This window comes from Herbiconiux sp. J20-20 (genome assembly GCF_057365085.1).
The window spans coordinates 107,474-127,543 of the sequence record NZ_CP195122.1 but is presented as its reverse complement, the minus strand read 5'-3'; the positions used below and the strand labels follow the sequence as shown (position 1 = coordinate 127,543).

Below are 20,070 nucleotides of genomic sequence, written 5' to 3'. Positions count from 1 at the left end.
CGGCGGCGGCGCCCTGCGCTCAGCCAACGGACGGATGCATCCGACAGACTGGATGCGTCCGTTCTGTTGACTGGAGCATCTCGGTGACCGCTGCCCTCGCCCTCGACGTGATCCTCGTCATCGCGCTGATCGGCTTCCTCGTCTCGGGTCTGCGGCGCGGTCTCGCGCGCAGCCTCGGCTCGATCCTGGGCCTCGCCGCGGGCGCGGTCGCCGCCTACTTCCTCGCGCCGCTGCTCACCGGCATCGTGCCGTGGCCGCTGTGGCGCGTCTTCTTCGTGGTCACCGCGGCGGTCTTCCTGCTGATCGTCGGGCACTCGATCGGCAGCGCCATCGGTCGACTGATCGGGCGCGGCGTCGATCGCACGGCGCTCCGGCCCATCGATCGGCTCCTCGGCGGAGCTGCCACGCTCGTCACGGCCGCCCTCGCCGTCTCGCTGCTCGCGGGAAGCGTCACCGCGCTCGGCGCCCCTGTGCTGTCGCGGGCGGCCAACGAATCCGCGGTGATCTCCGGCATCCAGCGGCTGACCCCCGACCCCGTCGACAGCGCGCTGGCACGGCTTCGGTCGCTGATCCTGGCCGACGGGGTGCCCGTGCTCGGGCAGGACATCGGCGGAGTCTCGACGGCACCCGACACCGCCCCCGAGGTCGAGACGAGCACCGACCCGCTGGTTGCCGCGTCGGCCTCCGTGGTGCGGATCACCGGCACCGCGTACGCCTGCGGACAGAACCAGTCCGGCACGGGCTTCGTCGTCTCCGCCAATCGCATCGTCACGAACGCCCACGTCGTCGCGGGCGTCGACCAGCCGGTGGTGCAGGCCCCGAATGGCCAGAGCGTCGAAGGCCGCGTCGTCTACTTCGATGCCCAGGACGACCTCGCCGTGATCGCCACAACGGGACTCACCGTGCCGGCCCTCGACCTCAATGAGCCTCTCGAGCCGGGCGAGGAGAGCGTGGTGCAGGGCTACCCGTTCGGCGGACCGTTCGTCTCGGGGGGTGCCGAGGTGCTCGCGGTGTCGACCGAGCGCCTGCGCGACATCTACGGCGGCTCGACGAGCGAGCGCGAGGTCTACACCCTCGCCGCCGAGATCAACCCGGGCAACTCGGGCGGTCCCCTGCTGGCGCTCGATGGCGAGGTCGCGGGCGTCGTGTTCGCGAAGAGCGCCGACTCCTCACAGCTCGGCTACGCGATGACGAACACCGAGCTCGCGCCCGTCGTCGAGATCGCGCCCGAGCTCAGCTCCAGCGTCTCCTCCGGGAGCTGCGTCGCCGGATGAGCGCGGCGGTCGTGCGCCTGAGCAGCGCTCGACGAAAAGGCTCTTGACGCCGACGCTCCCGAGGTGCACCCTGATTACAGAACAACTCGTCGCCCAGAAGAGCCGGAGTCATTGACCCGCCGCTGGGCGACGAGTCTGTTAAGCCGCGACGAACGCTCATGACCCGCTTAGATGGGCTGATGGGCCGCACCGTCGACTACACCCCGCTCCTGATCGCGCCGCCCGCAGCGGAGGTGCGCGAGTACCAGCGCCGCGCGCGGGCGATCGGCCTGCCGGGAACGCTCCTGGCTCCCGGCAACCTCGTCCGGGTGGTCGTGGTGCTGCCGATCGTGCTGCTCGGCGGGTCGATCCTCTTCGGAGCCGCCGTGACCGCGTTCCTCGGTCGCGTCGACTCCGCACTCCCGGCATTCGTGGGCATCCTTCTGGTCGGTGCCGTCGCGATCGTGGTCAGCGGCGGGATCATCAGCCTGCTGGGACGCCGCAAGTGGGTCCGCTGGGCCCAGCTGAACCGCTTCGCACTGGCCAACGGACTCGAGTTCTCGCCGCACAGCGCGGCACCGACGTACCCCGGATCGATCTTCGGGATCGGCGCCTCCCGCGCCTCGACCGAGCACTTCCGCAGCGCCGACGGGCGGTTTCTCGACTTCGGCAACTACCAGTACACGACCGGGTCAGGGAAGAACCGCCGCGTGCAGCGGTGGGGCTTCCTCGCACTGCACCTCGACCGCCGCCTGCCGCACATGGTGCTCGACTCGCGCGCCAACAACGGGCTCTTCGGCATCTCGAATCTCCCGGCGACCTTCGATCGCTCGCAGCGCCTCCGTCTCGAAGGCGACTTCGATCGCTATTTCACCCTGTACTGCCCGGCGCGCTACGAGCAGGATGCGCTGTACGTCTTCACGCCGGATCTGATGGCGCTGCTGATCGACGAGGCCGCGCCGTTCGACGTCGAGATCGTCGACGACTGGATGTTCGTCTACCACCCGGGAGGCTTCGAGTCGGGTTCGCCCGCCGTGTACCAGCGACTGCTGCGCATCGCCGACACGGTGGGAGCGAAGACGATCGATCAGACGGAGCGCTACCGCGACGAGCGCGTCGCCGACGCCCTCACCGTCAACGTGGTCGCCCCCGCGGGTCAGCGCCTGCGCCGGGGTCTTCCCGTGCCGGCCGTCATCGGTCTGGTGGCGGTGGCCCTGGTCTGGATCTTCGGCATCGCTCCCGACCTGCTGGGGTCCCTGTTCGGCCTCAGGCCGTAGCGGTCGTCGGTCGCGCCTCGGCGAGCCGGCGCCGCGTGTCGGTGATCTTCGCGAGCAGAGCTGCCTCGTCGGCCTGGTTGCCGATCAGGTCTCGGCCGGTCATCATCCGCTGGCGCGCGTAGGCGAGCTTCGTCGCATCGCGGATGTAGTCGCGCATGAGCGACCCGATGCCGTGCGCCTTCGCCCACTGCATCGCCTGCCGCCGGCCCGCGGGCGTGGCCAGGCTCGGCACCTCGGCGGCACTGATCCACCCGGCCGCCGCGTACTCGGACAGCCGCTCGCCGGTGAGGCGCACCTCCTGGCGGCGCATCATCGCGACCATGCCGACCGCGACGAAGAACATCGGCACGTGGATGGCGATGTAGACGACGAAGAAGTCGGCGAAGTAGGTGGAGCCGTTCCAGAACGCGTGCAGCACGATCGCGGGGATCAGTCCGACGAGGAACGCGCCGAAGGTCCAGAGCGCGCTGCCCCGCTTCGCCGCGACCCCGATCGCGTAGCCGATGCACGCGGTGAACAGCACGTGAGCGAACGGCGACAGGATGCCGCGCACGAAGAAGACCAGCGCGACGTTGGAATCCTCGCCGTAGTATCCCGACACCTCGAGACCGAAGTACTGGATGTTCTCGGTGAACGCGAAGCCCGCCGCGACCACGGCCGCGTAGACGATGCCGTCGATCGGACCATCGACGTGGTGCTTGGCGGCGAGATAGATCAAGAACACGCCGATGCCCTTGCCGACCTCCTCCACGATGGGCGCCTGGATGGCGCTCTGTGCGAAGTTCGTGAAGTCGGTCGGCCCGCCGATCGCCGCGATGACCTCCTGCAGACCGGAGTCGACGAACAGGGCGACCAGGATCGCGATCGTGGCGCCCCAGAGGAACGCGAACAGCAGCGCACCCCGCGGCTCGGGCTCCCAGCGGTCGATCCACCCGACGCCGACGAGCACGACCGCGAGCGGGATCAGGGCGATGATCGCCGCGATCAGGGTGAAAGCGGGCCCGAGGAAGGCCAGAAAGTAGGCGGCGAGCAGCAGGAGCGCGCCGCCCATGATCGTGAAGCCGATGACGGCAGCGACGACACGCCCGGTGCGCGGACGCGCGGGGCGCTCGAGCACCGCCTGGGGCGCATGATCGGTCGTGAGGCGGACCTCGTCGGGTGCTGCATCGGGGCTCTCCTGGCTCATGGAGCCAGCCTATTCCAGCCGAAGAATACGGAGAGGAATCTTCACCGAACCGCGGGCGAGACCGCGCGACCCCGATCGGTCGCGCGCTGCCGTCGGCCGGTGGTCAGCCCTGCTGCTCGCGCAGAATCGCGAGGGCGCGACTGACCCGGTCGCGGAGGCCGGGAACACGGCGACGCTGCGGGATGCGCGCACGCTCCAGCAAGGCGACGACCTCGGCGCGCTGCGCCTCGAGCACCAGCTGCAGCGCGGCCTGCCGCACCGAGTCGGCGCGAACCGCGAGCCCGACCGCCGCCAGCGAGATCACGGCACCGACGGTGAACACGATCGAGAACGCCCCCGGGACCAGCAGCCAGCTCGCGACGGCAAGAGCGACGACGACCGCGACGCCGAGCAGGCGCAGCGGAAGGGCGTTCTGAGTGCGTCGCACCCGGGTGCGATCGGCGAGCGCCAGCCGGCGCTCGAAGTCGAGCAGCTCCTCGTCGTCGAAGCTGTAGATCGCGCGGTCGCGCAGGTCGCGACGGATCCGGGCGTAGCTGGGCCGCTCGCGGCGACCGGCCGCCACCACCGCCCCCACCCCGACGAGGAAGGAGAACATCGTCACGGCGAACAGGATCAGTGCCGCCGCGACCGGGTCGTCGGCATCCCACACCGCGCGGGCGGCGGAATCGACGGCGAACGCGACGATCACGGCGAGCGCGGCAACGATCGCCACCAGCCAGGCGAGGTCGCGGATGCGACGGCGCGTCAGCGCATCCGGCTCGTCGTCATCGCGCACCTGACGTGCATCGACCCAGGCAGAGATCGCGTCGGCGATCAGCAGGGTCAGAACGACGAAACCGACGAAGGCCGAACTCGCAATCAGGGCATCGGTGTTCACCTTGCGACCCTACCCCGCGCTCGAAGCAGCGCGGGCGGCCTCAGGCGGCCAGGTTCGGGCGGCGACCTTCGATCGGCTCGACGTCGTTGAACACCCCGGCACGAATCGCCTGGAACACCTCGACCGCGGCCTGCGCGAGGCGGCCGTGGCTCCCCAGCCCGATGCGGCGCGCCTGCGGCTCGTCCCGGATCGCGATCGCCTGCTCGGCCTCGACGACGCGCGCGCCGAGCGAGCGCACCCACGCGGCGGTCATCTCGGCGACCACGGAGTCGGTCGACTCGACTCGCACGTCGGCGCCCCGCACCACGGGACGCGTGCGCAGGAGGGCTCGGGCGATCAGCCCGGGAGCCAGGTAGCTCACCACCTGCTCGTCACTGATCCAGTCGGGCACCCCGAGCACATCGGTCTGGTCGAGCAGCACGAGATCGCCGAGCTCCTGACCGCGGTCGCGCCAGGCGACGCGGTCGCGCGGCGCGAACCCGTTCGTGTCGGGACCCGCGGCGTCGACGACACCGACCACGAAGCCGCGACCGCGGCGGGTGGGGCGAAGACGCAATCGTCCGGTCGACGGACGCGGGATGCCGGAGCGCGTGCGGGCGCGGCCCGTGCGCTCTGACAGCGGACTCGGAGTGCTGGTAACGGCTTCGATCGTATTCATCGTGTTGGACGTACTCACCTCAACAGGAGAAAACCCGGTCTACCTCTGCGGAATTCCCGGGTTTCCTGAGAATTCGCTCAGAGCGAACTGGGCTGCGGGGTCAGTAGACCTTGCCGGGATTCAGGATCCCGCGCGGGTCGAACACGCGCTTGATCTCGCGCTGCAGCTCGAAGGAGACGTCGCCGATCTCGGTGCGCAGCCAGCGCCGCTTCAGCAATCCGACGCCGTGCTCGCCGGTCAGCGTGCCGCCGAGCCGCAGCGCCGCCGTGAACATCGCGTCGGCGGCCGCCCACACCTCCTCGGGCACGATCGGCTCGCCCGCGGCGTCGAACCCCCGGCTCTCGAATGCGAAGTTCGGATGCAGGTTGCCGTCTCCCGCGTGCGCCACCGTCGCGATGTCGACCCCGAACTGCGCACCGATTCGCTCGAGTTCGTCGAACATGTCGGCAAGCGCGCTGCGCGGCACCGCGACATCCTCGATCAGCACCTCGCCGCGCGCGGCCATGGCGCCGTGGAACGCGCGTCGCATCGCGAACAGCTCCTCGCCGGCCTCCACGCTCACCGCGAGCTCGCCGCGACCGCCGAGCTCTGCCGCCAGCTCCAGCGCGCTCTGCGCGGCCTCGGCGGCCCCCTCTCCGTCCGTGCGGATGAGCAGCTGCGCGCCGCGATCGGAGAGATCCTGATCCAGGTAGTCGCCGATGGCGCGGAGCGCCGCCGCATCCAGGATCTCCAGTGCGGAGGGCTGCATGCCGGCCGCCATGATCGCCGACGCCGCGCGCGCCGCGTCGCGCGTCGACGCGAAGCTCACGCTCACCGTGTCAGCGGTGCCCAGCGGCCTCGGCCGTACCCGCAGCGTCGCCTCGACGATCACGCCGAGCGTGCCCTCGGAACCGACCATGAGGGCCGTGAGATCGAGCCCGGTGACGCCCTTGACGGTGCGGTGCCCGGTGCGCAGCAGCCGTCCGTCGGCGAGCACGACCGCGAGCCCCAGCACCGCCTCGCGGGTGACGCCGTACTTCACGCAGGAGAGGCCGCCCGCGTTCGTCGCGATGTTGCCGCCGATCGTCGAGATCGCCCGGCTCGCCGGATCGGGCGCAAACCACAGCCCGTGCGCGGCCAGTTGATCGTTGAGGTCGCCGTTGAGAATCCCCGGTTCGACCACCACCAGCTCATCGGCCGCCGAGAGCTCGAGCACGCGCTGCATCGCGCGCGTGGAGAGCACGAGTTCGCTGGCACCGCCGATCGCACCGCCGGCGAGTCCCGTGCCGGCCCCGCGCGGAACGACCGGGATGCCGTGCTCGTTCGCGTAGCGCAGCGTCGCCTGCACGTCCTCGATGCTGCGCGCCTCGACGAGCGCGAGCGGCGGCGCACCCGAGAGGTGGCCCGATTTGTCGGCGCGCAGCGTCTCCAGCACCGACGGCTCCACGATCAGCGCGGCGCCGAGCAGCGCCGCCAGCGCCTCCCGGTGGCGATCGAGTTCATCGTGACCCATGCCCCGAGGCTATCCGGCAGCGGCGTGGGGCGGAGCGGAGCGGGAGGCCGCGATGTCCGTTTTCCGCTGACGAACGCGCCTTCCGCGTGACACCCTGAAGCATGCCCGACGCCGCCTTCGCCGAACGCTACGCCGCCCTGTCGGCGCGCGACGCGCGCTTCGATGGGCAGTTCATCGCCGGGGTGACCACGACCGGCATCTACTGCCGTCCGAGCTGCCCGGCCGTCACTCCCCAACCGCAGAATGTGCGGTTCTTCCGCACCTCGGCGGCCGCCCACGAGGCCGGACTGCGCGCCTGCAAGCGCTGCCAGCCGGATGCGGTCCCCGGCTCCCCCGAGTGGAATCTGCGCGACGACCTCGCCTCCCGCGCCATGCGCCTCATCGAGGACGGGGTGGTCGAGCGCGACGGCGTCGACGGCCTCGCACGCCGCCTCGGCTACAGCAGCCGCCACCTCGGTCGCGTGCTGCGCGCCGAGCTCGGGGCGGGGCCGCTCTCCCTCGCTCGAGCCCACCGCGCCCACACCGCCCGAACCCTGCTCGCCGTGACCGAGCTGCCGATCTCCGACGTGGCGTTCGCGGCCGGATTCGGCAGCCTCCGCCAGTTCAACGACACGATCGCCGAGCTGTACCGCGTGAACCCGACCGAGCTGCGCGCACTCGCCCGCCGCGGCCCGCGCGGTGTCGGGCCCCGCTCCCCCGCGTCCTCGTCCGCACGGCACAGCACGCCCGAGACCGAGCCCGCCGCCGGCACCTCGCTCACGCTGCGCCTTCCCGCGCGCGAGCCCTTCGACGGTGCCGGTCTGCTGCGGTTCTTCGCCGACCACGCCGTCCCCGGCCTCGAGAGCGAAGACCCGACAGAGTTCGCGCGCGTCATCGTTCTGCCTCGCGGGGAGGCGGCCGTGCGCGTGCGCGTCGACGCCGACCGGCCCGGCGTCATTGTGCGAGCCCGGCTCGATGACCTCGCCGACGTTCCCGCCCTGTCGGCCCGCCTCCGCCGCCTGTTCGATCTCGACGCCGACGCCCTCGCCGTCGACCGCGCCCTCGCCGCCGATCCGGTGCTCGCCCCGCTCATCGCCGCGCGCCCCGGCGTGCGGCTGCCCGGCAGCGTCGACGGCGCCGAGACGCTGTTTCGCACCCTGCTCGGGCAGCAGATCTCGGTCGCCGCGGCCCGCACCGTGACCGGCAGGCTCGTGGCCGAGCTCGGTGCCGGCCGCTTCCCGTCCGCCCAGCAGCTCGCCGACCACGGCACCGAGGCGCTGCGCGGTCCGACCCGCCGCATCGCCACGATCGTCGCGGCCGCCCAGGCGATCCTCGACGGTCGGCTGCGCCTCGATGCCGAGACGCGGGCCGAGGAGCTGCGCGCCGCGCTGCTCGCGGTGCCGGGCATCGGGCCGTGGACCGCGGGGTATGTCGCGATGCGCGTCCTCGGGCATCCCGACACGTTCCTGGCCGAGGATCTGATCGTGCGGCAGACCGCAGCTGCGCACGGCCTCCCCGGATCCGCCACGGCACTGTCAGCCCATGCGGTGCGCTGGGCGCCGTGGCGCAGCTACGCGACGCTGCACCTCTGGAGGGCGCGCTCCTAAGATCAGGGTCATGGCGACGGAGCAGTCAGACGCCCACCACGGCACGCGAGAGCACCCGGGGAACGACGGGCGCAACGAGACCGAGGTCGAGCGTCTCGACCGCAACTGGGGCGAGATCCTGCAGGAGCTGCGCGTCACGCAGACCGGCTCGCAGATCCTGACCGGCTTCCTGCTCACCATCCCGTTCCAGTCCCGCTTCAGCGAGCTCGAAACCCACGAGCGCGTCATCTACCTCGTGCTCGTCGGCTTCGCCGTGCTCGCCACCCTGCTGGCTCTCACCCCGGTCACCCTGCACCGCGCACTGTTCCGGCAGCGCGCGAAGCCACAGCTCGTGGCGCTGGCGAACATCATCATGCGGATCACCTTCGTCACGCTCGCCGGCACCCTCACCGGCACGGCGCTGCTCATCTTCGATGTCGTGCTCGGGCGCACCGCGGGCATCGTCGCGGGCAGCGTCACGCTCTCTCTGGCGATCATCGCCTGGTTCCTGCTGCCGCTCCTCGCCCGCGCGCGACGCACCGACTCCTAGACCTCCCCGCCGCACGGCCGCGCGCACCCCGTCGACTCGCCAGCACGGCTGGACGGCCGCTGTGCGCGCGGTGAGAAGGCAAGCAAAACCGGCCCACCGGCGCGCGCGACGACGTAAACCGGACACATGACCAACCTCGACCTGAATCCCGTCACCCGCTACCGCACCGACGGCTTCCCCGAGCAGCAGCAGGCGCAGCCCGGCCTCACCCAGGCGACCGTCCCCGTGCCCGACCACGGCGAAGAGAGCTACGTCGGCTCGGGGCGGCTGCACGGGATGCGCGCCCTCATCACCGGCGGCGACTCCGGCATCGGCCGTGCCGTCGCGATCGCGTTCGCCCGCGAAGGGGCCGACGTCGCCATCACCTACCTGCCGGATGAGGTCGACGATGCCGCCGCCACCATCGGCTGGGTCGAGCACGCGGGCCGCGTCGGCATGGGGCTGCCGGGTGATCTGCGCTCCGAGGAGGCCAACGAGACCGCCGTCGAGACGGTCGTCGAACGACTCGGCGGCCTCGACATCCTCGTGCTGAACGCCGCCTACCAGGAGAACCGCGACGGCCTCGAGCACCTGCCCACCGACGAGTTCCAGCGGGTGTTCGAGACCAACCTTTACTCCCCGCTCTGGATGGCGCGTGCGGCCATTCCGCACCTGAAGCCGGGCTCCTCCATCATCTCGACCACCTCGATCCAGGCCTTCGACCCGTCGCCGACCCTCATCGACTACGCGATGAGCAAGGCCGCGCAGGTGGCGTTCACGAAAGCCCTTGCGCAGCAGCTCGGCTGCCGCGGAATCCGCGTCAACGCGGTCGCACCCGGCCCGATCTGGACCCCACTGATCCCCGCGACCAGCTGGCCCGAATCGCTGCCCGATTTCGGCCAGGACACGCCGTTGCGGCGCGCCGGACAGCCCGCCGAGCTGGCACCCGCCTACGTGTTCCTCGCCGACCCGGCCTCCTCGTACGTGTCCGGGGCGATCGTGCCCGTGACCGGCGGAAAGCCGCTCTGACCCCGTTCCGACCTCACCCGACCAGCCATCCCGGAAGGAGACATCGAATGCCCACCTCCCGCGACACCTCACTCAAAGATCCCGAGCTCTACGAGAAGCTCCGCGACGAAGGCAACAGCAAAGAGAAAGCCGCCCGAATCTCCAACGCCGCCGCGCGCGACGGGCGCAGCGCCGTCGGCGAGCGCGGCGGCGAATCCCCCGCCTACGAGGACTGGACGGTCGCCGACCTGCGCTCCCGGGCGAAAGAGCTCGGGCTGACCGGCTATTCCGACCTCCGCAAGCACGAGCTCATCCGCACGCTGCGGGAGCACTGAGCCTCGCCCCGAGCGGGGCTATCCGCGGCGAGCGCGGCGCGCGACAATGAAGACACGGAAGGAGTCCGCCATGGAACGAGAGCCGAACACCGACGACACCCTCGAATACATCCCGAACCCCGAGGACGAACGCGAGGTGCCCCTCGACGATGCGGTCGAGACCGAGCTGCCGCCGGCCACCATCGACCCTGACGAACGAGTCGAGGTCGAGCCGGAGACGGATCCCGAAGCCGAACTCGACGGCGCCGCGGCGCCGGTCGACGGAGGTCAGTAGACGAAGATCGGAATCCAGTCGCGGTGGTGCGCGTGCACGATCGCCAGGAACACGATCGCGTCGAACAGCAGGTGCACGATCAGCACGTAGCCGAGCGATCGGGTGCGGCTGAACAGGAAGCCCTGCAGCAGCGCGAACGGAATCGTCAGCAACGGACCCCACGCGCGGTAGCCCAGCTCCCACAGGAACGACACGAAGATCGTCGCCTGCAGCAGGTTCGCCTGCCACACCGGGAAGTGCCTGCGCAGCAGCGCGAAGCAGGTGCAGATGAAGAACAGCTCGTCCCAGGTGCCGACCGCGTTGACGCCGACGAAGAATCGCGCCAGCTCCGACGCGTTCTCGATGTTCGGCCAGTTCTCGTAGGCCCCCGAGCGGATGAAGTAGAACGGCAGGATCGCCCAGCCGAGCGCCGGCACGGCGAACAGGTACAGCATCTCGAGGCGCGTCTTCTTCTCGCGACTGCGCCAGGGGAAGCGCACCGCCCGGCGGCGATAGACGAAGCGATCGACCAGGAACGGCACCAGCACCGCGGCCCCGAGGACGATGCCAATCCGGATGAAGCTCGGCCAGGAGACATCCGCCTCGACGCTCGTCGTCGACACGATCGCGATGCCCAGACCGATCAGCAGCAGATCCTGCGCGAGCGCCCGGTCGAGCAGGAGCGCCCAGACCAACCCGCCCACCAGCAGCGGATAGCCGAGCAGCGGCAGCTGCAGCGCGAACAGCGCGAACGCCGACAACGCGATCGCCAGAGCCGGGATCAGCTTCGCCGTGCGCTCGCCATCGAGCTCCAACGGCGTGGACGACACGGCCGCGGGGGGTGCCGCGCTCACGCCATGTCCTCCGGGGTCGGGAGCGTGATCACCGAGGTGGCGGGCACCAGCCCGCTCAGCCGTTCCGGCCGCAGCACCTTCGCCACCTGCTCGGGCGTCATCAGTCCCGCATCGAGCACCAGCTGCGAGATCGACGCGTTCGAGGTCAGTGCCTCGTGCGCGAGCGAGGCGGCGGCCGCGTAGCCGATGTACGGCGTGAGCGCCGTCACCACGCCCACGCTCGACTCGACCTGCATCGCCAGACGCGCCTCGTTGGCGCGGATCCCGTCGATGCAGTTCACCCTCAGGGTGCGGCACGCGTTCGTCATCCAGAACAGCGACTGCAGGATGCTGTGCGCGATCACCGGCTCGAAGGCGTTCAGCTGCAGCTGCCCGCCCTCCGCCGCGGCGGTGACCGTGGCATCCGCGCCGATCACCGCGAAGGCGACCTGGTTGACGACCTCGGGGATCACCGGGTTGACCTTGCCCGGCATGATGCTCGAGCCGGCCTGACGGGCCGGGAGCGAGATCTCGCCGAGACCCGCCTGCGGCCCCGACGACAGCAGTCGCAGGTCGTTGCAGATCTTCGACAGCTTGACGGCCGCGCGCTTCAGAGTGCCGGAGACGGTCATGAAGATGCCCGCATCCGCCGTCGCCTCGATCAGGTCGGGCGCCGTCTCCTGCGGGATGCCGGTCAGCTCCTCCAGGTGCCGACGCACCGCCTCCGCGTAGCGCGGGTCGGCGGTGATGCCGGTGCCGATCGCGGTCGCGCCCAGGTTGATCTCGTTCAGCCACGGGATCACCTCGCCGAGCCGATCGGCATCCTCCTGCAGCGTCGTGGCGAAGCCGTGGAACTCCTGCCCGAGCGTCATCGGCACGGCGTCCTGCAGCTGGGTGCGCCCCACCTTGAGGACGTTCTCGAACTCGCGCGCCTTCGCCGCGAAGCTCTCGATCAGCAGCGCGTGCTCGGTGAGCAGCCGGCGCAGGCCGAAGACCATCGCGAGCTTGATCGCCGTCGGGTAGACGTCGTTCGTCGACTGGCTCCGATTGACGTCGTCGATCGGGTGGAGCGCGTGGTACTCGCCGAGGTTGTAGCCCATCATCCGAAGCCCCGCGTTGGCGATCACCTCGTTGGCGTTCATGTTGGTGCTCGTGCCGGCGCCGCCCTGCACGACACCCACCACGAACTGGTCGTGCCACTCGCCGTCGGCGATGCGGGCGCACACCTGGTCGATGATGTCCGCCTTCTCGGGGCTCAGCACCCCGAGGTCGCGGTTGGCGCGCGCGGCGGCCTGCTTGACGAGGGCGAGCGCCCGGATGAGGTCCGGGTAGTTCGAGATCGCGCGACGCGAGATCGGGAAGTTCTCGAGCGCCCGGGCGGTGTGGATGCCCCACAGCACGAAATCCGGGATCTCCATCTCGCCGAGCGAATCGCGCTCGGTGCGCGTCGGACCGGGCGAGGCCAACAGCGTTGGGGCCTGCTCAGGACCGGAAGTGACTGGCGTACCGTCGGGGTCGTCCACGAATCCGAGTGTACGTCGGGTCGCGCGCGTTCGGAGTGCCTAAACCGGCCAGACGCCGATGATCAGCGCCATGACGACGAGCGTGACGAGTTCGTGCGCGACATTCAAGACTGTGAGGCCCGCGGGGCGACGGTCGAACAGGTCGTGCGTGATGAAGCGCGCGGCCGTGAAGCCGGCCCAGAGCACGATCGCGGTGACAACGGTGTCGATCAGGAAGCTGCCGCCGCCGTAGTAGTCGTGCACGATCGTGGCGGTGCCGGCGAGCACGAGCGCCGTGACGAAGCTGACGATCAAGGTGATGACGAGCGCTTTGACGAAGCCGGTCTGGGTGTCTTCGGGGGTCATCCCGGAGAGCTTCATCCAGCGCGCGCCGAAGACCTTCTCGGCGTACCAGATCGAGCCCACCACCATGCTCGAGATGGTGGCGAGGATGACGGCGATGTAGTTGATCTCGGGAACCATGCCCGCATCCTCCTCCCCGCTCGCGCCCCCCGCAACCCCGCCGGTGGGGGCGGCGGGGATGCATCCCGGGCGTTTGGGAGTGCCGCGCGCGGCACGCGGATGGGGCGCGCGGTACGCGGGCGAGTCGACGTGACCCCCAGTCGCGGGCTCCCCAGACGGGGGAATGCGCGGGCGCGGGCGCGCCGCCTACGCTGAAACGCAACCGCAGGGGGCGGGCGGCAGGGGGCTTGGTACGTGCAATCACGACGCGCGCTGGGCGTATTCGCGTTGGCGGCGATCGTCGTCTCCGCGATCAGCTTCGCGATCGTCGACGTGGCAATGGCCAGTCAGCCGTGCGCCGGCACTGAACTGGGATGCGCCGGAATCGCCCCACCCGTCGTCGCGATCACCTTCTCGGGCCTCGGCGCGCTCGGCCTGCTGGTCAGCATCCTGCCCGCGGTGAATTGGGTGGTGGAGTCGATCCAGAGCGCAGCGCACGTGCCCCACGAACTCGAGGCCGCAACCGCTCGCTCCGTGATGCCACGACGCTTCTCCGTGCTCGACGACGAAGAGTAGATCGATCACCACGCACGGGGTCGTGCCAAGGGGAGTTCGGCTGTTCGCGCTGTCGGCCGACAGCTACAGGCGTTCCACCGCCAGCACGCGCACGACGGCGATCCCCTGCTCGGCCGACGCCTCCAGGTCGACTTCCGCGTTGATGCCCCAGTCGTGGTGACCGGCCGGGTCGTCGATCACCTGGCGGACGACCCAGCGATCCGGCTGCTCGTCGATCTGGATTCGGGCGGCGCTGCGGGCATCCGGGCCGATGCCGATGCTGTCGTGCTCGTCGAAGTAGGCATCGAGGGCCGCGGGCCAGTCGACGTCGGGGTCGAGCGCGATGAGTTCGTCGTCCTTCTGAAGGGCCGCGAGCTGCACCCGCCGCCACAGCTCGTTGCGCACGAGCACCATGAACGCGCGCCGGTTGGTCAGCACGCTGCGTGGGGCCGCCGGACCGAGTGACTCGCGCCCCTCCCGCGTGCCGCGCGCCTCACTCCCCGACGCCCGGGATGCATCCCCGCCACCGGAATCGGTGAGGAGGGCTTCCCATTCGTCGAGGAGGGAGGAGTCGACCTGGCGGACGAGCTCGCCGAGCCACTCGATCAGATCGGTCAGCTCCTCCGTCTTGCGCTCGTCGGGGATCGACTGTCGCGCCGTGCGGTAGGCGTCTGACAGGTAGCGCAGCACGAGCCCCTCGCTGCGACCGAGTTGGTAGTAGGCGATGTACTCGCCGAAGCTCATCGCCCGCTCGTACAGGTCGCGCACCACCGACTTCGGCTTCAGCTCGAAGTCGCGCACCCAAGGCTGCGACGACGCGAACGTCTCGAACGCCTGCTCGAGCAGCGCCTCCAGCGGCTTAGGCCAGGTGATCTCCTCGAGCAGATCCATCCGCTGCTCGTACTCGATGCCCTCCGCCTTCATCGCCGCGACCGCCTCGCCGCGAGCTCGGTACTGCTGCTGAGCGAGCACCGGTCGCGGGTCGTCGAGCGTCGCCTCGATGATCGAGATCATGTCGAGGGCGTAGTGGTCGGTTCCGGCGGCATCCGGATGCGCCTCCGGGCCACCCCGGCCCACCTCGGCCTCCGGGTCGAGCAGCTCGAACGCGGCGAGCGCGAACGGCGACAGCGGCTGGTTGAGCGCGAAGTGCGGCGGCAGATCGACCATCAGCCGGATGCTCGCCGAGCCGTCGAAGCCGCCGCCGGTCTGCAGCACCACACCTCCCTGCCGCAGGGTGCGGTACACGCCGATCGCCCGCCGCGCGAGCTCCCGCTGCCGCGCGGGAGGCTCGTGGTTGTCGAAGACGAGGTCGCGCACCAATTGGAAGGCGCTCGAGGCCTCGCGCGCCGGGGCGTCGGCGCCGGGGCGACCGATCAGGTTGATCAGCATCGCGGCGGTCACCTGCATCGAGCTGGTGAGCGTCTCGGGCTCGGCGGCGATGAGGCGCTCGAAGCTCGCCGGGCCCCAGCTGACGAAGCCTTCGGGCGCCCGCTTCTTGGGGCCCTGCTTCTTGCCGCGCGCCTCCGCCTTCGCGGTCGCGATCGCGTTCTCGATCTCGTGCTCGGGGGCCTCGGCCACGACCTCCCCGGCGGTGTCGAAGCCAGCGCGCCCGGCGCGCCCCGCCACCTGGTGGAACTCGCGCGCGGTGAGCTGCCGCATCCGGGTGCCGTCGAACTTGGTCAGCCCGGTCAGCAGCACGGTGCGGATCGGCACGTTGATGCCGACCCCGAGTGTGTCGGTGCCGCAGATCACCCGCAAGAGCCCCAGCTGGGCGAGCTGCTCGACGAGCCGACGGTACTTGGGCAGCATTCCGGCGTGGTGCACCCCGATGCCCAGTCGGATGAGTCGCGACAGCTGCTGGCCGAAGCCGGCGGCGAAGCGGAAGCCGCCGATCTCCTCGGCGATGCGATCACGCTGCTCGCGGCTGGCGACGCCAGCGCTCGCGAGGGCCTGCGCCCGCTCGACCGCGGCCGCCTGGGAGAAGTGCACCAGGTACACCGGGGCGAGACCGTCGCGCAGCAGCTCGGCGACGGTCTCGTGCACGGGCGTCTGCACGTAGCGATAGTGCAGCGGCACGGGACGCTCGACACCGGTGACCTGCGCGACCTCGCGGCCGGTGCGGCGCTCCAGATCCTCGGCAAGCGCGGTGACGTCGCCGAGCGTCGCCGACATGAGCACGAACTGCGCCGTCGGCAGCTGCAGCAGCGGGAGCTGCCACGCCCACCCGCGATCCGGATCGGCGTAGTAGTGGAACTCGTCCATGATGACGACGTCGACGTCAGTGTCGGGCCCGTTGCGCAGAGCCAGGTTCGCCAGGATCTCCGCCGTGCAGCAGATGATCGGGGCCTCGGGGTTGACGCTCGAGTCCCCCGTCACCATGCCGACGTTCTGCGCGCCGAAGGTGTCGGTCAGCTGGAAGAACTTCTCGCTGACGAGCGCCTTGATCGGCGCGGTGTAGAAGCTGCGCCTCCCCTGCGCGAGCGCTGCCGCGTGCGCGGCCACCGCGACCAGGGACTTGCCGGTGCCGGTCGGCGTCGACAGCACCAGGTGGCGATCGAGCACGAGCTCGAGCACCGCCTCCTCCTGCGCGGGATACAGACGGATGCCCTGCTCGCTCGCCCAGTCATCGAAGACCGCGATGAAGGCATCCGGATCCCATTCGCCGGCCGGACGGGTGGCGGCAAGGCGATCGGTCAGCATGCGTTCGAGTCTGCCCTACTCGCTGCGGCCACGGCTTCGGGACCCCGCGCGACGAGCCGCATCCGGGTGCCCCCCGCTATGGGTGTACCGATCTGACTACCCTCCGCGAGACGGGCGGCTTAGAATATCCTGGTAATCGGTGCGTTTTTCTGCCACCGTTGCTGGGGGACAAAGAAGGAGCGTGAGCGTGTCCAACAACGACGCCCGCGTTCCGGCGGGATGGTATCCGGACCCGTTGGGCCTGCCGCAATTGCGCTGGTGGGACAACCATTCCTGGACCGAGCACACCTCTGACGCCCGCCGTCCGGCGACGCCCAGTCAGTCGCGGCCGGCAACGCGAGTCGACTACGCGGACCCGTTCGAGGTCTTCGAACCGCGCTCGGCCGACACCGCGACAGCGACCGCCGACGACTCGGATCTGCTGTTCGGCACGCCGAACCTCGCCTACGCCGACCCGTCGCTCTCGCTCGCCGCGCCCGACTACAGCGATCTGTTCCCCGACGAGGTCTCCCCCGCGCAGCGCTACGCGAGCTACGGTGTGCCCGCCGGCGCTCCGACGAGCCAGGCCTACAACCTCGACTCGCGCTTCGATGACCTTCTGGGCGACACCCCGACTCCGCGCACGGCGACGTCGCACCTCGGCGATCAGGAGGAGCGGTACATCCCGGATGCCGAGCACGCACGCCGCGCCACCGTCTCGTCCGACCGTCCGACCCGCACCGCGGGAGCAGGAGCGGGCGCGGGCGGAACCGCCGGCAGCGGGCGCCGCCCGACGAGCGAGGACGAGCCGCGCCCGAGTCGCGCCGCGCACGGTTCGCGCGTCGCCGCCGAGATCCCGCGCCAGGTCGGCACCGGCCCCGTGTGGTCGATCGCACTGCTGCCGCTGGTGCTCCTCGTTCTGGGCCTGCTGTTCCTGCTGTCCGGCCTTGCCGGACCTGCCTCGCCGGTGTTCCTCGCACTGGTCATCGTCGTTCCCTATCTGCTGGTCGTGATCCTCGCGTTCGTCGACTCGCGGGCCCTCTCACGGCTCGGCTTCGAACAGCCGCCGCACTGGGCATGGGCGTTCCTTACCGCACCGGCGTATCTGATCGTGCGCATGACCGCCGTGGTGCGCGAGTCGGGCCGAGGCTTCGGTCCGCTCATGACGTGGGTGTCGCTGACGGTCGTCCTGGCCGGCTCCGTCATCGCCGTGCCCGGACTCGTGATCGCCCTGGCGCCGAACGCGTTCGCTCAGGAGGCCGAGAATTCGGTCCAGGACGCGGCCGCCACGCTCGGCGGCGAGATCGACCTCGACTGCCCGGAGATGCCGCCGCTGCTCGTCGGGCAGAGCTTCGGATGCGCCGCGACCAACGCGCGCGGTCAGGAATTCATCGTCACCGTCAGTCTTCAACGCGCAAATGGTTGGATCAACTGGCGTGTCGATGACTGGGGGATCTTCACGATGTAGTTATCTGGAGTCGGCATCCGGCCTCAGCATCCCTGAACCATCGCTGAGCAAAAGCCGAATCACCCCTGAGGCACCCGCACCACCCCGCATCACCTCGCTTCGGCGAACCGGGTGCTCTCGAACCGTCCCCGTTTGGGGACATGAAGTGCACAGGTCGTTCTGCCTAAACTGAATGACACGTCGACGGCAAGGAGGGGAAACCCGTGACCGACCAAGCGACACGGGTCGTGCCCGCAGGCTGGTACGACGACCCGGCCTCTCCGACGCGGGTGCGCTGGTGGAACGGCATCGCCTGGACCGAGCACGTCGCCGACAAGCCAAGCGCCGAAGACCAGGCCGCAGCGGAGGCACGTGCCGCCGAAGAACGCGCGGCCGCGGAACGAGCGGCAGCTGAGCGCGACGCGGCCGCCCGCGCGCAGGCCGCCCAGCAGGCGGCCGCAGCGGCATCGGCCGGATCGTATGACGGTGCGACGACGGGCACCGGCACGGCCACCGGCGCTGCCGCTGGCTACGTCAGCCCCGAGTCTGCAAACCCCTTCGCCACCGAATCCTCGGACGAGGCCGCCGCCCGCGTTGCGGCCGCCCGCCAGATGGAGGTCGAATTCGGGATCGGCACGAGCGAGACGCCGATCGTCGGCTCGACCGGATCCGACGGCTTCGGCGCGTCCGGCGGCAGCAGCTACGGCGCCGGCACCGACGACACCGCCTGGCGCTCCACCTCGACGGGCTCCATCGCCACCGAGTCCCTCGCCACCGGGTCGATCCCGGCCGTGGACGGGCGTCGCCGCGACCTCCCGGATCGCTACCTGCTTCCCGACGCGGGAACCTCGACCGGCCCCGCATGGCTGATCGCACTGAGCCCGCTGCTGACGCTCGTGCTCGCCGCGGCCGCCGGCTACGTGTACCTGTTCTTCTTCCCCCAGCCGCTCGTCTTCGCCGTGGTCGCGATCGCGTACCTCCTCACGATCCTGTGGGCGCTGTCGGATGTTCGGACGCTGCGCGCGCGCGGCTTCGAACCGGCGAGCGCGGCCTTCGCGCTCCTCGGCGCGTTCGTGTATCTCATCGCACGACGGGTGCGCGTTGCGGGGGCGGGGCCGCTCGTCACGTTCCTGCTGCTCGGGATCGCCGCGATCGGCGCCCCGGTCGCGGCCTACGCGACCGGGTTCGCTCAGCCGATGATCGTCGCGGTCGAGGTGCAGGACACCCTCGTGCGCGAACTCGTCGGTGGCGGCACCGCGACCTCGGTCAGCTGCCCGCTCTGGCTCGGATCCACCGCGGAGGGCACGACCTACACCTGCGAAGCGGTCATGCCGACCGGCGCCGAGCGGCTGGTCTGGGTGAGCCTCGACAGCAGCACGGGCGACTTCAGCTACGCCTACGCCGTCAACTAGGGGCCCTCGGGAGCGACCAGCGATCATGACCCAGGTACCGGAGAGCACCGAAGCCGGCTGGTACCCCGACCCCACGGATGCGCAGACCCTGCGTTGGTGGGACGGACAGGGCTGGACCGCGCACGTCTCAGCCAAGCTGATCGAGACCGTCCCGCGCGCCACTCCGACGGCGGGCGAGCTACGGGTTCGCGTGCGCGGCGCGCATGCCGCTCGAGTCGAGGACTCCGGCGACTCCGCGGATGCGCGTGAGGCAGCGGCTCCGGTGCTCGATGCGGACAGCAACCGCACCACCGCTGACGACACCGGCGATCACGACGCCGCAGCTCACGACGCCGCAATTCACGGTTCCGCAACTCACGGCTCCCCAACTCACGCCTCCGCAGCTCATGACACCGCAGCTCATGACGCTGCAGCTCATGACGCTGCCGCCGGCGACACCGGCGCCATTCACACCGGCGTTATCGACACCGGCGCCATCCACACCGCTGCCATCGACACCGCCACCGTCGACACCGGCGCCGCGGACACCGGCGCGCTGGAGACCCGACGCGCGCGGCGCCCGCAGCTGCGTCCGCGTGACGAACGTGCCGCGGGGCGCGCCGCCTTCGGCGACTTGACCTGAGACGCAGCGCCACCCTCGAACGAGCATTCGGGGCGCACCCGCCGCGCCCGTTGCCGCCCGTCGCCGCCCGTCGCCGCCCGTTGCCGCCCGTTGCTGCTCGCACGGCCAGCGGCCACCGCGGGCGG

At 70.5% G+C, this 20,070-nt stretch carries 19 protein-coding genes; 11 read left to right on the top strand and 8 right to left on the bottom strand.

The window, feature by feature from the left end; translation table 11 throughout:
* Positions 1-83 precede the first annotated feature (83 nt).
* Positions 84-1,274, top strand: coding sequence for a MarP family serine protease (locus tag ACR3ZA_RS00565; RefSeq protein WP_473659106.1), 1,191 nt, complete (start codon positions 84-86; stop codon positions 1,272-1,274).
* A gap of 158 nt (positions 1,275-1,432) precedes the next feature.
* Positions 1,433-2,530 (top strand): hypothetical protein, encoded by a 1,098-nt coding sequence (locus ACR3ZA_RS00560; protein WP_473659104.1) that lies wholly within the window; start codon positions 1,433-1,435, stop codon positions 2,528-2,530.
* On the opposite strand, the gene ACR3ZA_RS00555 is transcribed toward ACR3ZA_RS00560, so the two are convergent.
* The 4 genes from ACR3ZA_RS00555 to ACR3ZA_RS00540 form a co-directional block, all read right to left on the bottom strand.
* Positions 2,520-3,716, bottom strand: a complete 1,197-nt coding sequence (locus ACR3ZA_RS00555) for a PrsW family glutamic-type intramembrane protease (RefSeq protein WP_473659102.1) — start codon at positions 3,714-3,716, stop codon at positions 2,520-2,522. The two genes, ACR3ZA_RS00560 and ACR3ZA_RS00555, sit on opposite strands and share 11 nt — an antisense overlap.
* A 103-nt stretch (positions 3,717-3,819) precedes the next feature.
* Positions 3,820-4,593 (bottom strand): hypothetical protein, encoded by a 774-nt coding sequence (locus ACR3ZA_RS00550; RefSeq protein WP_473659101.1) that lies wholly within the window; start codon positions 4,591-4,593, stop codon positions 3,820-3,822.
* Between the two features lie 40 nt (positions 4,594-4,633).
* Entirely contained in the window at positions 4,634-5,251 is a 618-nt protein-coding gene (locus tag ACR3ZA_RS00545) for a hypothetical protein (protein ID WP_473659099.1), read from the bottom strand.
* 100 nt (positions 5,252-5,351) lie between these two features.
* Positions 5,352-6,743 (bottom strand): FAD-linked oxidase C-terminal domain-containing protein, encoded by a 1,392-nt coding sequence (locus ACR3ZA_RS00540; RefSeq protein ID WP_473659098.1) that lies wholly within the window; start codon positions 6,741-6,743, stop codon positions 5,352-5,354.
* 101 nt (positions 6,744-6,844) lie between these two features.
* Here ACR3ZA_RS00540 and ACR3ZA_RS00535 point away from each other — a divergent pair, with 101 nt between their 5' ends.
* From ACR3ZA_RS00535 to ACR3ZA_RS00515, 5 genes are all read left to right on the top strand, one after another.
* Complete coding sequence (locus ACR3ZA_RS00535) at positions 6,845-8,329, top strand: AlkA N-terminal domain-containing protein (RefSeq protein ID WP_473659096.1); 1,485 nt, start codon at positions 6,845-6,847, stop codon at positions 8,327-8,329.
* Between the two features lie 10 nt (positions 8,330-8,339).
* On the top strand, positions 8,340-8,858 hold the full coding sequence (locus ACR3ZA_RS00530) for a DUF6328 family protein (protein WP_473659095.1): 519 nt from the start codon (positions 8,340-8,342) through the stop codon (positions 8,856-8,858).
* A 126-nt stretch (positions 8,859-8,984) separates the two neighbouring features.
* Entirely contained in the window at positions 8,985-9,866 is an 882-nt protein-coding gene (locus ACR3ZA_RS00525) for an SDR family oxidoreductase (RefSeq protein WP_473659093.1), read from the top strand.
* A gap of 47 nt (positions 9,867-9,913) precedes the next feature.
* Positions 9,914-10,180, top strand: a complete 267-nt coding sequence (locus ACR3ZA_RS00520; protein ID WP_473659091.1) for a DUF7218 family protein — start codon at positions 9,914-9,916, stop codon at positions 10,178-10,180.
* A 70-nt stretch (positions 10,181-10,250) separates the two neighbouring features.
* Positions 10,251-10,454, top strand: a complete 204-nt coding sequence (locus ACR3ZA_RS00515; RefSeq protein ID WP_473659089.1) for a hypothetical protein — start codon at positions 10,251-10,253, stop codon at positions 10,452-10,454.
* On the opposite strand, the gene ACR3ZA_RS00510 is transcribed toward ACR3ZA_RS00515, so the two are convergent.
* The 3 genes from ACR3ZA_RS00510 to ACR3ZA_RS00500 form a co-directional block, all read right to left on the bottom strand.
* Positions 10,448-11,287: a CPBP family glutamic-type intramembrane protease gene (locus ACR3ZA_RS00510; protein ID WP_473659088.1), complete on the bottom strand. Its 840-nt coding sequence runs from the start codon at positions 11,285-11,287 to the stop codon at positions 10,448-10,450. The genes ACR3ZA_RS00515 and ACR3ZA_RS00510 overlap by 7 nt on opposite strands.
* Positions 11,284-12,684, bottom strand: a complete 1,401-nt coding sequence (locus ACR3ZA_RS00505) for an aspartate ammonia-lyase (RefSeq protein WP_473662252.1) — start codon at positions 12,682-12,684, stop codon at positions 11,284-11,286. The genes ACR3ZA_RS00510 and ACR3ZA_RS00505 overlap by 4 nt, the downstream gene beginning before the upstream one ends.
* 144 nt (positions 12,685-12,828) lie before the next feature.
* Complete coding sequence (locus ACR3ZA_RS00500) at positions 12,829-13,251, bottom strand: DUF1761 family protein (protein ID WP_473659085.1); 423 nt, start codon at positions 13,249-13,251, stop codon at positions 12,829-12,831.
* A 234-nt stretch (positions 13,252-13,485) separates the two neighbouring features.
* Between ACR3ZA_RS00500 and ACR3ZA_RS00495 the strand changes: the two genes are divergently transcribed.
* Positions 13,486-13,806 (top strand): hypothetical protein, encoded by a 321-nt coding sequence (locus tag ACR3ZA_RS00495; RefSeq protein WP_473659084.1) that lies wholly within the window; start codon positions 13,486-13,488, stop codon positions 13,804-13,806.
* Positions 13,807-13,869: 63 nt separating this feature from the next.
* On the opposite strand, the gene ACR3ZA_RS00490 is transcribed toward ACR3ZA_RS00495, so the two are convergent.
* Positions 13,870-16,485 (bottom strand): DUF3516 domain-containing protein, encoded by a 2,616-nt coding sequence (locus ACR3ZA_RS00490; protein ID WP_473659082.1) that lies wholly within the window; start codon positions 16,483-16,485, stop codon positions 13,870-13,872.
* 187 nt (positions 16,486-16,672) lie between these two features.
* On the opposite strand from ACR3ZA_RS00490, the gene ACR3ZA_RS00485 reads away from it, so the two are divergent.
* The 3 genes from ACR3ZA_RS00485 (at position 16,673) to ACR3ZA_RS00475 (ending at position 19,945) form a co-directional block, all read left to right on the top strand.
* A complete protein-coding gene (locus ACR3ZA_RS00485) occupies positions 16,673-17,932 on the top strand; it encodes a DUF2510 domain-containing protein (RefSeq protein ID WP_473659080.1) in 1,260 nt (419 codons plus the stop codon).
* A gap of 203 nt (positions 17,933-18,135) precedes the next feature.
* Complete coding sequence (locus ACR3ZA_RS00480; protein WP_473659078.1) at positions 18,136-19,323, top strand: DUF2510 domain-containing protein; 1,188 nt, start codon at positions 18,136-18,138, stop codon at positions 19,321-19,323.
* A gap of 25 nt (positions 19,324-19,348) precedes the next feature.
* Complete coding sequence (locus tag ACR3ZA_RS00475) at positions 19,349-19,945, top strand: DUF2510 domain-containing protein (protein ID WP_473659077.1); 597 nt, start codon at positions 19,349-19,351, stop codon at positions 19,943-19,945.
* Positions 19,946-20,070: the final 125 nt, after the last annotated feature.